This is a genomic window from Vibrio japonicus (genome assembly GCF_024582835.1).
Taxonomy (GTDB): domain Bacteria; phylum Pseudomonadota; class Gammaproteobacteria; order Enterobacterales; family Vibrionaceae; genus Vibrio; species Vibrio japonicus.
In genome coordinates this window covers 1,090,395-1,105,479 of the sequence record NZ_CP102096.1, presented here as the reverse complement: position 1 = coordinate 1,105,479, position 15,085 = coordinate 1,090,395, and the positions used below count along the sequence as shown (strand labels likewise).

At 42.9% G+C, this 15,085-nt stretch carries 14 protein-coding genes; 10 read left to right on the top strand and 4 right to left on the bottom strand.

What is annotated here, in order from left to right; genetic code table 11:
* Nucleotides 1-131 precede the first annotated feature (131 nt).
* Nucleotides 132-1,391 (bottom strand): DUF945 family protein, encoded by a 1,260-nt coding sequence (locus NP165_RS05330; protein ID WP_257085277.1) that lies wholly within the window; start codon nt 1,389-1,391, stop codon nt 132-134.
* Between the two features lie 172 nt (nt 1,392-1,563).
* Between NP165_RS05330 and NP165_RS05325 the strand changes: the two genes are divergently transcribed.
* From NP165_RS05325 to NP165_RS05315, 3 genes are all read left to right on the top strand, one after another.
* Complete coding sequence (locus tag NP165_RS05325; RefSeq protein WP_257085276.1) at nt 1,564-3,492, top strand: ATP-binding protein; 1,929 nt, start codon at nt 1,564-1,566, stop codon at nt 3,490-3,492.
* Nucleotides 3,493-3,509: 17 nt separating this feature from the next.
* Nucleotides 3,510-4,007 carry a response regulator gene (locus NP165_RS05320; RefSeq protein ID WP_257085275.1) on the top strand — a complete coding sequence of 166 codons (498 nt, stop codon included), beginning with the start codon at nt 3,510-3,512 and terminating at the stop codon, nt 4,005-4,007.
* Nucleotides 4,008-4,171: 164 nt separating this feature from the next.
* Nucleotides 4,172-4,723 carry a hypothetical protein gene (locus NP165_RS05315; protein WP_257085274.1) on the top strand — a complete coding sequence of 184 codons (552 nt, stop codon included), beginning with the start codon at nt 4,172-4,174 and terminating at the stop codon, nt 4,721-4,723.
* A gap of 158 nt (nt 4,724-4,881) precedes the next feature.
* On the opposite strand, the gene NP165_RS05310 is transcribed toward NP165_RS05315, so the two are convergent.
* Nucleotides 4,882-5,469: a TfoX/Sxy family DNA transformation protein gene (locus NP165_RS05310; RefSeq protein WP_257085546.1), complete on the bottom strand. Its 588-nt coding sequence runs from the start codon at nt 5,467-5,469 to the stop codon at nt 4,882-4,884.
* A 353-nt stretch (nt 5,470-5,822) separates the two neighbouring features.
* Between NP165_RS05310 and NP165_RS05305 the strand changes: the two genes are divergently transcribed.
* The 7 genes from NP165_RS05305 (at nt 5,823) to NP165_RS05275 (ending at nt 13,591) form a co-directional block, all read left to right on the top strand.
* Complete coding sequence (locus tag NP165_RS05305) at nt 5,823-6,743, top strand: HDOD domain-containing protein (RefSeq protein ID WP_257085273.1); 921 nt, start codon at nt 5,823-5,825, stop codon at nt 6,741-6,743.
* A gap of 13 nt (nt 6,744-6,756) precedes the next feature.
* A complete protein-coding gene (locus NP165_RS05300) occupies nt 6,757-7,662 on the top strand; it encodes a LysO family transporter (RefSeq protein WP_257085272.1) in 906 nt (301 codons plus the stop codon).
* A 112-nt stretch (nt 7,663-7,774) separates the two neighbouring features.
* Nucleotides 7,775-8,287: a hypothetical protein gene (locus NP165_RS05295; protein WP_257085271.1), complete on the top strand. Its 513-nt coding sequence runs from the start codon at nt 7,775-7,777 to the stop codon at nt 8,285-8,287.
* Nucleotides 8,288-8,431: 144 nt separating this feature from the next.
* The gene (panP, locus tag NP165_RS05290) at nt 8,432-10,078 is read left to right on the top strand and encodes a pyridoxal-dependent aspartate 1-decarboxylase PanP (RefSeq protein WP_257085270.1); all 1,647 of its coding nucleotides are present in this window, start codon (nt 8,432-8,434) and stop codon (nt 10,076-10,078) included.
* Nucleotides 10,079-10,363: 285 nt separating this feature from the next.
* The gene (locus tag NP165_RS05285; protein ID WP_053408385.1) at nt 10,364-11,218 is read left to right on the top strand and encodes a MurR/RpiR family transcriptional regulator; all 855 of its coding nucleotides are present in this window, start codon (nt 10,364-10,366) and stop codon (nt 11,216-11,218) included.
* 251 nt (nt 11,219-11,469) lie between these two features.
* Nucleotides 11,470-11,733: a GrxA family glutaredoxin gene (locus NP165_RS05280; RefSeq protein ID WP_257085269.1), complete on the top strand. Its 264-nt coding sequence runs from the start codon at nt 11,470-11,472 to the stop codon at nt 11,731-11,733.
* A gap of 175 nt (nt 11,734-11,908) precedes the next feature.
* Nucleotides 11,909-13,591, top strand: a complete 1,683-nt coding sequence (locus NP165_RS05275; protein WP_257085268.1) for an aspartate:alanine antiporter — start codon at nt 11,909-11,911, stop codon at nt 13,589-13,591.
* 46 nt (nt 13,592-13,637) lie between these two features.
* On the opposite strand, the gene NP165_RS05270 is transcribed toward NP165_RS05275, so the two are convergent.
* Nucleotides 13,638-14,315, bottom strand: a complete 678-nt coding sequence (locus NP165_RS05270) for an ABC transporter permease (RefSeq protein ID WP_257085267.1) — start codon at nt 14,313-14,315, stop codon at nt 13,638-13,640.
* 3 nt (nt 14,316-14,318) lie between these two features.
* Complete coding sequence (locus NP165_RS05265) at nt 14,319-15,059, bottom strand: ABC transporter permease (RefSeq protein ID WP_257085266.1); 741 nt, start codon at nt 15,057-15,059, stop codon at nt 14,319-14,321.
* Nucleotides 15,060-15,085: the final 26 nt, after the last annotated feature.

Sequence of the window (15,085 nt, the reverse complement as noted above, 5' to 3'; positions counted from 1 at the left end):
CTCTGAATAAGTAAATGTTCAGAGACTTATTCAGAGTGGTATAGAGGATTAATACCATGTTTTCCAACGTATAAAAAGCAAGAAATGAGGCTTTGATACCTCATTCCTTGTTAAACACTAAAAACAGTAAGTTATTGCTGAATCATAATAGGCAAGAGTAACGCCAATAGCGGTATTTGCTGGCCGTTTGAGAAAACTAAATTCCCCTCTTTAAGATCCGCTTTCACTTGATACCCTTGCTCCGTTTTTTCAACGAATTCGTTCAGTGTCGCTTCCTCTACCGCTTCACTGATTAACGGATAATGCAGCAACAATTCGTCAGAAATGTAAGTATCCAGATTCCCTGTTAATGCCGGAATGATAGCGTCAGGATTTTTTGAGATGTTTTCTGTCCCTTCAGGTACAGCAACGCGCCACTGACTCTCGAATTGACCATTTTCTTCTAGTGTCATCGACAAGTTATTCATGGTCAGATGGAAACCTTTTGCAAACAACGTGTCGATGTAAGGAATCGCGCTTTCAATTTGTTCTGGCGTCAGTTGCGGGTTGTTTTTATACAAACCCACCAAATACTCAAATGACGTGACATCCAAGTCACCAAATTCGAGGTCCATTGCAAATTTATCCACATCGCCCTGTGTGCTCTGCACGTTTTCAATATTGATAATGTGCTGGCTGTTTACTCGCTCTGACACTTCCGTCAAAGATGTTGAGAACCGATATTGTGCATTCTTCATTGCCACGATAGGGGTTTGTGATTCGTCTAGCAAAGACATATCACCAATTTTGATCTCCTGCTGCCCTAGCCAAAATAGGCTTTGCATTTTTCCGTCGCCTGAGCCTTCAATTCCTGAGACCAAAAACTTCTCACCGGAATTAAAATCAACCTCGATGGAAGGAATCGTCAGTTTGTACGTCAATTCTCCAAGCACGGTGACGTGACCACTCAATTCCGACGGTGTGATGGACATCATTGCGCCGTCATTCGCTTGGTGCCAGTTTTCTAACTTTAGGGAATAATCCGTGTTACCGTTAAGTTGAGTCACGGTATTTAGCGTCAGCGGCAAGTCATCCATATTCTCAAGCACAGAGGCTGCTGTCAGGCTGAAAAGCCCATGTTGAACTTGGCTATTCACCACATATTCACTTGGTAACCCATCTAAGGCCAGTTGCTGCGCTAAAATCGGATCCGTGATGACATAACGCGTTTTAACTTGAGAGGACAAATAACCACGATCGTACTGAACAATTTCCGCCTGAATCGACTGACTATTAAGTTGTGAGATACTATCGTTGATCACGTTATGACCAATCTGGCCTACTGCTAAGGGCCAACATAATGCAAGAGATATAGCGCCACCAATCGCGCCCATTTTTTTGAGTTGGTGCATAGTGTTTTCTTCTTTGGGTGTTTTTGCCAGTTTACATCAAAAAACATTGAGATATATCAGAGTATTGTCGTCACTCGTTAAATGCTCACTGATTCTTAAACCTAGCTCTCAATAACATCCGCCCTACCCTGATAAATTGTTGGTACGTATAGATAGATGAAGTGACGTCCAAGTGAATCAATTCGCCATATTGTGTGTTGATGACAATCCAGTAAGCATAGAGCAATTGCGAAATGAATTACGCCCATTTTCCAGTCGATTTGACCTTCACACGGCCAATTCGATGGAGGAGGCAAACTCCGTACTGGATTATTGCAATGAACAAAAACAAAGTATGGCGCTGGTCGTTGCCAGCCACAACGAAAGCTTTAACGGCGCAGAAGTTCTTATTCAGGTCGATAAGTTAGCTCATACGCAGCAAGCGAGAAAAATTCTCATAAGCAGCGGAAAAGACATCGAAGCCATATTGTCAGCAGTCAATGACGGTCGCCTCGACCATTGTTTAACTAAACCTTTGCAAGACAACCTCGCCTACAAAACCGCCCAAAAAGAGCTGACCACCTTTATTCTTGAAAACGATAAAGACAACCTACTCAGCTACAGCCGGATACTTGACCAACAGCGATTACTGCGCGCTCATATTGATCAAAAAATGCGATCCTACCGCGAAGGCTTTATGACGGATCATCACAAGCTCTCCGATAAACAACTGGCACAGCAGGTGACGGATGCGCTTTTCGATTTTTTTGCCGACAAAGATGAAACAGGCGCTTGTCGTCACTACTCCCCAGATCACCTTCTGACCAAAGAAGGGGAAGAAAACAGATTTTTATGGTTCATAACAAAAGGGGAAGTGGCACTGTACAAGAAAGATGAAGCAGGTATCCAGCGTGAAGTCGTACGCCATACACAAGGTAACATCGTTGGCGGTATGTCATTCGTCACTGGCGAGCCTTCTTTTTCGACCGCGATTACACTGACTGCGACAGAAGTGATTAAGCTGGATCGGGACGTTTTTGCCCAAGTCATGCACTCTAACACCTCTCTTTTACCCTTGTTTACCAACTTGCTTCTACGACACTTTAACCGTCGACTTCAACGCAGTATTACGACAAAACTTGAACTTCAAAAGACGCTCGAATCGCTTGAATCTGCTCATCAACAGTTAATAGAAAGAGAAAAAATGGCCATGCTCGGCCAACTCGTCGCGGGCGTAGCACATGAACTTAATAATCCTATCGCTGCAATTTTGCGCGGCACTGAGACACTCACCAATAAAATCCTCAGTTTGTTGCAGCACCCTAATTCTGCGCTAGAAAATCAAAGCATAGATGTTTTAAACAGAGCATTAGAGTCCAAGCCACGCTCCACGGCATTGGAAAGAGAGTTAGTCAAGTTGACCGAACAGCACGTAGGTGATCGTCGAGTTGCGAAAAAGTTAGTAAAATTGGGGATTGAAGATCATCCTGGCTGGATATCCAAAGTTAAAGATGGCGAGCCTAACTTAATGAACCAATTGGCTCATTTAGAGGATTACCATATCGCAGGCGCGACACTCCGTTCGATTCACGTCTGTGCGCAGAGAATTGCGGATATGGTTAAAAGCTTAAAAGGATATTCTCGCCCAGATGATGAACGATTCAGGGTTGTCGATATTCACGAAGGTATTGAAGATACGCTGGTCATCTTCGAGAACAAGCTCAAGTTTCACCAAGTAGAAAAACGGTACTCCCCTACCCCACCCATACGTTGTCTACCCATTGCGTTACAGCAAGTTTGGACAAACCTTATATCCAACGCGATAGATGCCTTGCCTGAGAAAGGTTGCTTGACAGTGGAAACCTCAGAAACAAACGTTAATGGCAAACCATGGGTTGTCGTTTCTTTCGAAGACAACGGACAAGGAATTCCACAAGAGGTGCATGAAAAAATATTTGAGCTTAATTTTTCTACAAAAAAAGAAGGGAATTTCGGTTTAGGGATTGGACTATCTGTCTGCCAACAAATTGTTCATCAGCATGGTGGCCACATTCAAGTAGCGTCAGAAATCGGAAAATACACAAAAATGTCAGTTTGGCTGCCTTTACGCCAAGAACAATAAATAATGAGGAAACTGCAATGAGTAAATACCTTATCTTATGTGTCGATGATGAACGCGAGGTTCTCGATAGCGTCATTCAGGACCTCGACTGTTTTGAAGAGCACTTCCTCTTAGAAGCGGCCGAATCCGTTCAAGAAGCCAAAGAGATTATTGCAGATTCAGAACAAAACGAGATCAAACTCGCCCTCATCCTGTGCGATCACATTATGCCCGATCAAACTGGGATCAGCTTTTTAATCGAGCTCAACCAGCAAGAATCTACAAAGCCAACAAGAAAGCTGCTTTTAACTGGGCAAGCTGGACTAGAAGACACCGTAGAAGCCGTTAATCATTCAAGTTTGGACTTTTATATCGCGAAACCATGGATTGGGGATGATCTTCGTGATGTCGTAAAAGAACAGCTTACCGATTATATGATTGAAAATGAGCCAGACTTGATGCCTTGGTCATCCTTCCTAAATACGGAAAAAATCTTTAATGCGGTTGCAAAGAAACGAATGAACTTTGGTGAATAAGCGCACGCTTTAGTGGATTGGTTACGGATTTTAAGTAAAACAAGACAAAACAATGACATTTAGGTAGAGGCTACCGCTATGATGCATTATGATGTTGGCACTTTCGTCATAGCGTAAGCCGCTAACGACCAAAAAAATTAACAAAATATAGGTTTATTGTCCTCATGCGTAAAACACTCTTAGCTACAGCGCTAGTACTAGCTTCTGGATCTTCTTTTGCTGCACAGTATGATCAAAATAGCCCAGCAGTGATGAGCAACTTTAGTTACGATTATGTAGAAGCTCGTATCGGTGCAAGCCCAGGTACCTTTGGTGCGGCACTAAGCATGTCTGTTCACCCAAATGCTCACTTTATTGGCCGTATCGACTCTGAATTTGAAAGCGATTATGACGCTGCTGCGGGTTTTGGCTTCCACGCTCCAATAAACAACTGGGCCGATTTTACTGGTGAGATGTTATTCCGCGCTGTTGACACTTCATACAGCAATGGTTCAGATACTGGCATGGAGCTAAACCTTGGTGCTCGTCAATGGCTTGGACCTCAATTAGAGGTAGGTGGTAAAGCAGGCTTCGTTTCTATCAGCGATGAAGACGAATGGTTGGGTTCCGTTTACGGAAGATTCCACGCTACTGAGCTATTCTCTATGGGTCTTGAGGCTCGAATCAACGATTTCTACGGCGATCAGTTGATGTTCACAGCACGCTTTAAGTACTAACTCTGAATAAGTACTGACTCTTAAAGCGCTGGTTTTATTACGAAATAAAAAACCGAGGTACTTTCAAAGTACCTCGGTTTTTATATGTTCTTAATCAAAATGATTCGTCGGGGTTACATGACAAGTGGCATGTATTAATAGTAAACCCTAACTAAGCGTTATTGACAGCTTTCTAGCAACTGGCGCTTGCGTGGCTCCTGAATTAACTTCCAATGGATGCCATCGACTGCCCCTGCAAATTTCCAAAGTAGCTTTATGTCAACATCGTTACCATACGCTTCCTTAACCTTGGTAAACACTGCTGGTGCGCCCAACTCAAGAAACGTATCCACATCTTCTATGCCAGCCTTTTTCACCATACGCTCTAAAGTGAGTTGCATATTGGGTAAATCGCGTAGCCTACGGTTGGCTGCCGAACGCTTAAATTTACGCTCAGACACAGAAAAATCGATAGATTGCTGTAACAACTCATCTAAGCGAGCACTGTCTGCCTCAAAAATTTCCGTAATATCGTAGTAGTTAACCGTCGCTGTAGTTTGTTTTTTTACGTGGCGATATTTCTCGCATCCTAGCGCTGTTAACTCTTTATCCAACTGGTCTCCGCCTCGGATAAAAATTTTATTCGCACTTAATAGAGCGAACATAGCTTCATCTTGAAACAGCCCTGTACCACCAAACATAGAACGTTTTTGGAATGTACCAAACTTACTTACATATTTTATAAATACGTGCTCTATCATATCTATTGATCCTTCAAATCATTAAACCCCGATTATTTATGATCACCAGATAGCAGCAGTTAAAAGCGAAAAAAGGTATAAATAAATTATAGAAATGTAATTAAAAATCTTATTAATCAATGTCGGAACAGATAATAGTTTACCGAACAAAATAAGTCGCGTGCATAGATCACACTGCCGAAAATCTTGTTGATCTTTATTCCATATTCAATCTATGACTGTTTTAAATAAGTAACCATCAACAATTGAATACTTTGTAACCAATTGAATCTAAATTCGTCGATATACTAATCTAGTCGTTGCCTCATGCGTCTAAGTAACGGTAAAATGTTACAAAAATATTCAGCGGTTTGTATTTTATGACTCATCTATCTTTTTACTGGTTGCCAGAAAATAAAGATCTCATGCTTAAAGGTATTGAGTCGGAATTTTCGAAAATTATTGAACACGCCGTTTCAAACAGAAAAATTACGCTGCCACCTATTCCTGAAGCAGTGCTTAAAATACAAAAACTCTGTACGGATGAATCCACAACTATTGCCGATATAGCAGATACTCTATTAGAAGATCCTAGTTTGGTGGCAACTGTCATCCGCGTAGCAAACTCGGTTATATTTAATCGCCGAAATATTACGTGTTCTGATATAACAACCGCGGTATCTCGACTAGGCATTCTACGCGTCCGTGACATCGTGACAGCTCAAGCCATCGAGCAGTTAAAGCAATCTGTAAGCTTAAGCCAAAGTTGCAATAACATGCTCGCAAACAGCGCCATGAATTCACGAGAGCTTGCGGCGACAATGGTCATGGTCGTACGTGGCTTTAAGGAAAGTGGTTCGAAGACTTATCATAATCTTGAACCTGAAAAAGCGCTGCTTACTGGGCTTTTGGCAGACATCGGCCTATTTTGTCTCGTCAATGAATATCATCTACATCTCGAAAATGGCAATTACTTAGATGAGAAATTGGCGTTTTCGATTTTTGAACGCCTATGTTCTGACACAAGCTACCTAGTATTAAATACTTGGGGATTTGATAACGACTTCTTAGAAGTGGCCTCCAACCAAGTAATAGAAAAGCCGTCTACAGAAGTGACCTACCTAGATATTGCTCGAATGGCTAATCATATTCTGATGTTCCGCCGCCAAGATGAAAATATCGACGAGCATGTTGTAAAGTTTGATGTGACTGGTGCAGATGTACTGTACAAACTCAGTAATTTAAGTGATATTGAGTTCAATGCGCAACTGGACACATTGATTAGCGCAAGCGGCTTATAACACAGGATGTACCATGTTTTCAGGGATGTTATTTATTTTTGCCCCACTCGTAGTGGGGTATTTAATTTCTATATCTAAAAAATCGTTACTCGATACAATCAATACCACCACTTCCAACTTAATCTATGTCATTCTGGCATTGATGGGATTAAGCTTGGCTGCGCTTGACAACCTTGGTGAAAACCTACAACTGATCCTCAAGTATACAGCTGTCTTTTTCTCATGCCTTGGCCTTGCCAACCTCGCGGTTTTACCTTTGGTCGACAAGTTTTTGCCAATCAAAACAGATAATGTCCATAGCAAACTACCGCTATCAAGTATGGCGCTAGAATCAGCAAAATTGATACTGGTCGTGGGCGGAGGCTTAATTGTTGGCCTAGTTATCCCGCTTGACCTGAGCTGGGTGGATACCGCAAGCGAATGGATTTTATTCTTACTGCTGTTTTTCATTGGTATTCAGCTCCGTAACAGCGGCCTGACACTCAAACAAATTTTACTGAATAAACACGGAATGGTGATCGCCCTACTGATTATTATCAGCTCTATGGTGGGTGGTTTAATCGCCGCAATGATACTGGATATAGATATATACCGCGGGCTTGCAATGGCATCCGGATTTGGCTGGTATTCACTTGCTGGTATTTTGATGGGGGATGCATTCGGGCCTGTTTATGGTGGCGCATCGTTTATGATCGAGTTGCTACGCGAGTTGATTGCACTGGTTCTTATTCCACTATTTATAAGGACTCGACCATGTACCGCAATTGGGTATGCAGGTGCGACTGCGATGGATTTTACGCTCCCAGTGATTCAAACTACCGGAGGCGTGCGCTGCGTTCCAATAGCGATAGTGAGTGGCTTCATTTTAAGCCTACTCGTTCCAGTCATGATGTTATTCTTTGTCTCACTTGCAGGCTAGATCGCATGATTTTATGCTCAAATTCACTATATTAACGCACGGCGATTTAATAAACTTAAGCAACCGCTAATGTAACAGCGGATTATAATTATATTTTTCAAAAGGAATCATTATGAAACGCCTGATTGTTGCACTGCTGCTAGGTGCTTCTTCTTCGATGGCTGCTGCTGCCGACAATACTTGCCTGTCCAAGAAATACGATGCCTATATTGATGCTTCTATCCACTGGTATGAAGACTTAACAAAATTGACGTCTGAAGAGTACCCTGACCTAACCGAAGTCAGCGAATGGTTCTTAGAAGGTAGAAAACATCACTTCGAACTTAATCGTGCAGCTGTTCACTACTACTTAGAGCATGACGGAACAAAAGTCGCAACAGAACAACCAGTCGAAGCATGGTTGCAGTTAGAGCAGAAAGACATCAAAACCCTCGCATCACGCAGCGACGAGCTTGGACAATTGGCGAAAGTGACGTTTGACGATCGTCAAGCTAAGCCACATGACAAGAACTACGACTTACGCTCAGCGTTTGCAGACTTGCTGAGTCACCCAACTAAAATAGACAGTGCACTCAAACGCTATAATCAGTCTATAAAACAACTAGAAACGATTACGTGTAACTAAGTTTTGTTACTCTGGCTTTGTCCAGTTGTCTAGAAAACGTAAAGAAATCAAATGAGCAATCGATTAATTTAAGACGGGACTTTGTTCCCGTTTTCGTTTAGATTGTCCCGCTTGCACCAAGAATAAATAGAGCTATATCGCAGTATGGTATCTGAACATAGAACGGCTGATGTGAGTTTCGATAGTCTTCTTCGTATCTTCACAGTACCTGAAGGGCCAAACTCAACGCTAACCCAAATAGAAGAAAAACTTTCGCGTAACTTGAACCAGTTTTTGCGAGAGCATATCGTTGCGGAAGAAAAGCCGCTGATTGAGATTGAGAAAGACTTCTCAAACGCTTCCATTCCAGAGCAACCTGAATTTGTTTCAGACCACACACAACACTTGCTTGATACTCTGGTTTCCCATTCTGTACATACGTCTGCGCCTAGTTTTATCGGCCATATGACATCGGCGCTGCCTTATTTCTTGATGCCGCTGTCTAAAATCATGATAGCGCTCAACCAGAACTTGGTGAAAATTGAAACGTCCAAAGCTTTTACGCCGTTAGAGCGTCAGGTTTTGGGAATGCTTCATAGATTGATCTACAGCCAAGATGATGCGTTCTATTCGAAATGGATGCATAGTGCCAATCATTCCCTTGGCGCGTTTTGTTCAGGTGGAACTATAGCCAACATCACCGCCCTTTGGGTTGCTCGCAACAATGCGTTAAAAGCGGATGGCAACTTTAAGGGAGTGGAGAAAGAAGGCCTCTTCAAAGCAATGAAGCACTATGGCTATGAAGGTCTAGCGGTATTGGTCTCTGAACGTGGTCACTACTCTCTCAAAAAAGCGGCCGATGTCTTGGGCATAGGGCAGGAAGGGTTAGTCGCCATCAAAACAGATTCAAACAACCGAATTTGTCCTGACGCGCTGAAAGTGCGTATCGCTGAACTTAAAGCGCAAAACATCAAACCTTTTGCAGTAATAGGTGTTGCTGGTACAACAGAGACCGGGAGTATCGATCCTCTTGAGTCTATTGCAGCGATTTGTCAGCAGGAAGATTGTCACTTCCATGTAGATGCGGCTTGGGGTGGTGCAACCTTGATGTCGAATAATTACAGACACTTACTATCCGGCACCGAGCTGGCAGACTCTGTAACCATTGACGCCCATAAACAGCTGTATATTCCAATGGGTGCTGGCATGGTTCTTTTTAAAGATCCCGAAGCGATGAAGTCTATTGAGCATCATGCACAGTATATTTTACGTAAAGGCTCAAAAGACTTAGGAAGTCATACTCTTGAAGGTTCTCGCTCGGGTATGGCAATGCTCGTTTATGCTGCGATGCACATTATTAGTCGACCTGGGTACGAATTACTCATCGATAAAAGCATTGAAAAAGCCAAGTATTTTGCAAATCTCATCAAAGAACAGCCAGACTTTGAGCTGGTCTCTGAGCCAGAGCTCTGTTTGCTGACTTACCGCTACCTACCCCCTCATATCAAAGGTGCGTTAGCGTCAGCCAATATCGAGCAAAAAGCAGAGCTTAATGAATTGCTGAATGAGCTCACTAAATTCATTCAAAAGACGCAACGTGAAACAGGTAAATCCTTTGTATCTCGTACTCGATTGAACCCTAGCCAATGGGATAGGCTCAACACCATCGTTTTTCGAGTCGTGTTAGCCAATCCACTGACAGGTTGTGACATACTCAATACCGTTTTAGAAGAACAGCGACAGATTGCTCAGCAAGCACCAAATCTTATGGCGAAGATAGAAGCGTTGGTCGAGAAAGTGAATGCAGCATGAAAGTTTCTTTCTTGATATATGTAAGTTGAGCAAAAAAATGACACCTCAACAGCATTAATTTCGACTAAATTTAATAGAATTGTGTAGTTTTTAATAATGTTTAGTTGAGGCCTGTCATATTCTGACCACTCGAAGAAAAGAAAAGTTACAGAAAACCGATGGCTTAGGTTTATACTGGCCCTATGGCGCTGGATAGTTATTGCCTTTTGGGGAACACCTTGTTTCCTGCTCATTTCAATCATTTGGTATATCCAGCAAGTTGTTCTCTATACCTTCGTGAACACTATGAACACATTAGAAAAAATTCAGAAAAATCTAGAGAACTTCAGTAAATCAGAACGTAAGGTCGCTGAAGTTATTATGGCCTCCCCACAAACGGCCATTCATTCTAGTATCGCTACTCTCGCTAAAATGGCGGATGTAAGTGAACCAACAGTTAATCGCTTTTGTCGTCGTCTGGATACTAAGGGTTTCCCAGATTTCAAATTACACCTTGCACAAAGCTTAGCTAACGGTACGCCGTATGTGAACCGTAACGTCGAGGAAGACGATGGCCCTGATGCATACACCCATAAGATTTTCGAATCCACTATGGCGTGTTTGGACGTAGCCAAAAACAGCTTAGATCCAATGCAGGTAAATCGTGCGGTTGATCTTCTCACTCAAGCGAAAAGAATCTCATTTTTTGGCTTAGGTGCGTCATCAGCAGTCGCTAAAGATGCTCAAAACAAGTTTATTCGTTTTAACATTCCAATTACTTGCTTTGAAGATATTGTCATGCAACGTATGAGCTGCATTAACTGTACCGACAATGATGTTATCGTGTTGATTTCGCATACTGGTCGCACTAAGAGCCAAGTTGAAATTGCCAATCTAGCACGCGAAAACGGTGCAACAGTGATTGCCATCACGGCAAAGGATTCACCACTGGATAAGGCAAGCTCACTGTCCATTTCACTGGATGTGCCTGAAGATACTGACGTCTACATGCCAATGGCAAGCCGTGTGGTTCAGATGACCGTTATCGATGTGCTAGCGACAGGATTCACCCTACGCCGTGGTACTGGCTTCCGTGAAAACCTTAAACGAGTGAAAGACGCGCTTAAAGACTCTCGCTACGATAAGCTGTCACAGTTTTAATCAGACACTACCAACAAAAGGGGCAAATCAGCCCCTTTTTCAATTCCCAATTTTCTCTTCTGCAAATTACCTACCTACCCTTCTTTTATCAAGAACCCAAGTTGAACAGGCTACAAACATTGCTTCAGTTCACTTCATCGGCGCAAAAAATCATCAATAGGTTTTCCCTATCGAAACAACAGGTATTTGCCACTTTATTTCCGGCACCGATTCGGGCATAGTGACACTAACAAATTAAAGGAGAAACATTTATGTTCGTAGTTATCTTTGGTCGCCCTGCTTGTCCTTTCTGTGTACGTGCTAAAGAGCACGCAGAGACGCTAAAAGAGAAACGTGATGATTTTAACTACCGCTACGTTGATATCCACGCAGAAGGTATTTCAAAAGCAGATTTAGAGAAAACTGTCGGTAAACCAGTTGAAACCGTTCCTCAAATCTTTATCGATCAAGAACATATTGGCGGCTGTGATGATTTCGAAGCTTACGCAAAAGAGAACCTAGGCCTGTTCGACTAAGAATTTTACACGATTATTTAAAGCCGCTTATTGCGGCTTTTTTATTACCCGCACGATACATAGATAACCATACGTAAAGTAATAGTAAATTCTAAAAATTTTCACTATTTATTTTGAATCATTCATATACAATTCGCCCCACTTAACTTCTAACCTGCACAGAAACAAAAGACCTGTGAACATCGACGTCGTACTCTTACTAGAACAAAACCCTATACTTCTTATTTTTGTCGTTCTCTCAATTGGCTTAGCTATTGGCAAAATCCGTTTTGGTAATATGCAGCTTGGCAACTCCATCGGTGTCCTAGTGACATCACTCATAATGGGTCATTTAGGATTTACCTTTAACACCGACGCCTTAACAATTGGCTTTATGCTGTTTATTTACTGTGTGGGTATCGAAGCTGGACCTAACTTCTTTGGCATCTTCTTTAGAGATGGTAAACACTACTTCATTTTAAGCATGGTCGTGCTCTCAACTGCGCTGCTTATTACCTATACCACTGGTCACTACTTAGACCTTGGGTTTGGACTTTCTGCGGGTATGATGGCAGGTGCGCTTACCTCTACCCCTGTTCTGGTAGGGGCTCAGGATGCGTTAAACTCCGGCCTTGCTGACATTCCTCGCAATATGGATTTCGGCCTAGTCATTGAAAACCTGTCGGTGGGTTATGCAATGGCGTACTTAATCGGACTCATCAGTATGATTATGTTCGCTAAGTTGATGCCAAAGCTGCAAAAGCAAAATTTGTCTGACTCCGCAGAGCAAATTGCGCAAGAGCGTGGATTGGGTAATTCAGGACAACGTAAAGTCTACTTACCTATTATTCGCGCGTATCGCGTAGGTCAAGAGCTTATCGATTGGATCGATGGTAAAAACTTGCGTGAGCTTGGTATCTACCGACAAACAGGTTGCTACATTGAGCGTATTCGACGTCATGGAATTATCGCACACCCTGATGGTGATGCCATTTTGCAAGAAGGCGATGAAATTGCGTTGGTAGGTTTCCCTGATAGTCACGCGCGACTTGACCCAAGTTTTAGAAACGGAAAAGAAGTATTTGACCGTAATCTGCTGGATTTAAGAGTCGTTGAAGAAGAGATCGTAGTAAAAAGTGATTCGATTGCAGGAAAGCGCCTCTCAGACCTAAACCTATCAGAATATGGTTGTTTCCTAAACCGAGTGGTTCGTGCTCAAATTGAAATGCCGATGGACTTAGATATCGTTCTCGCTAAAGGTGACGTCCTCCAGGTCAGTGGCGAGAAAAGTCGTGTTCACGGGTTAGCAGAACACATTGGTTTTATCTCCATTCACAGCCAGATGGCAGACTTATTGGCATTCTGTAGTTTCTTTATTTTAGGCGTGCTTTTTGGATTGATTACCATGACATTTGGCCAAGTCTCATTTGGCTTAGGTAACGCTGTTGGCCTGCTCCTTTCTGGTATCACGCTGGGCTTTTTAAGAGCGAATCACCCGACTTTTGGTTACGTACCACAAGGTGCACTGAACATGGTTAAAGATCTCGGCCTTATGTTCTTTATGGTCGGTATTGGCCTAAGCGCTGGCGGAAAAATGTTTGAACATCTTTCCCAAGTAGGTATTCAGGTCCTCGGCCTTGCGTTTATCGTCAGTGTTGTACCCGTTGCGGTCGCTTATCTTGTTGGAGCATACCTTTTAAAAATGAACCGCGCCCTTCTGTTTGGTGCCATCATCGGGGCAAGAACTTGCGCACCTGCAATGGACATCGTTAATGACTACGCAAAATCAACGATTCCAGCCCTTGGATACGCGGGTACCTATGCGATAGCCAATATCTTGATGACGTTAGCCGGTACGATACTGATCATTTTGAGCTAGAACAAAAAAAGGGAAGACAACGTCTTCCCTTTTAGTTTTTATATCATCAGCTTAGTGGGCGTAGATAGGCAAGAAAACGCTTTTCGGCTTGCTTGAAACACCACAAGATGACAAATGTCAGTGACATATAGAACAAACCTGCTGTCAGGAACGATTCAAACGGTGCGTAGTAACGTGAGTTCACCAAACGTGCAGCACCTGTTAAATCTACGATAGTCACAATACCTGCCACGGCACTGCCATGAAGCATAAAAATCACTTCGTTACTGTACACCGGTAGCGCTCGGCGTAGAGCACTTGGTAATACAATACGGCGATAAGTCAACGGCGTACTCATACCATAAGCCTTGGCAGCCTCAACTTCGCCTTTAGGCAAACCATTGATCGCACCTCGGATGATTTCTGCTGTATATGCAGAAGTATTAAGTACAAACGCAACTAGCGCACAAAACCAAGCATTTTCCCACAGCGTCCCTTTTACCGGGAAAAACTGATCCATTCCGTAATAAATCAAGTACAGCTGGACCAAAAGTGGCGTTCCACGGAAAAAGTAAATGTATGCCCAGCTCGGCCCCATAATCAGATAGTTGTGACTATTTCTCGCAATCGCCAATGGAATTGATACAGCCAAACCAATCACTAGCGCAATTCCCACCAGCCATACCGTCGTCCACAAACCACTCAAATAGATAGGAAAGCTTTCTACAATCAATGAAAAGTCCATACTCTACCTCGTGTGAATACTGAATTTGCGTTCAACGACTTTAAGTAACCCAGTCGATACGCTTGTGAAAAAGAGGAAGATAATTGCGACAACCATATAAAACGTAAATGGCATCTTCGTAGAACCTGCCGCCAGAGAACTGGTTCGAACCATATCCTCAAGCCCTATGATTGAAACCAATGCCGTTGTTTTAAGCAGTACCAACCAGTTGTTACCAAACCCCGGCAAAGCGTGACGAATCATTTGAGGAAGCAAAATGCGACGGAAAGTCATCACTGAGCTCATCCCATAGGCCTTCGCCGCTTCGAGTTCACCTTTATCGACCGCCATAATCGCGCCACGGAAGGTTTCGGCCATATAGGCACCAAAGATGAAACCTATCGTTAGAACCCCCGCAATAAATGGACTGACATCGATATAATCTGGGAGGTATGACGTCCACTCATGGTTAGGGTCACTTGACGCAAACCATTCGTTAAGAGATTCATTGATGGAATAAAGTGTGTTGTTAAGCAGGATTTGTCCACCGAAGAATATAAGCATCATCAGGACTAAGTCTGGAATCCCGCGTATAACGGTTGTGTATAGCGTAGCAATAGCTCGAGCCCATCGATATGGTGCCATCTTAGCAAGCGCACCAAGCATGCCCAATATTACCGCCAGCAGTAATGAAAGCAGCGCCACCTCAATGGTGACTATGGCCCCTTTGAAGATAGAGGCTTCGTATCCTTTTAAATCTAGCATAGGTGAGTTCCTGATCCCTAAACTCA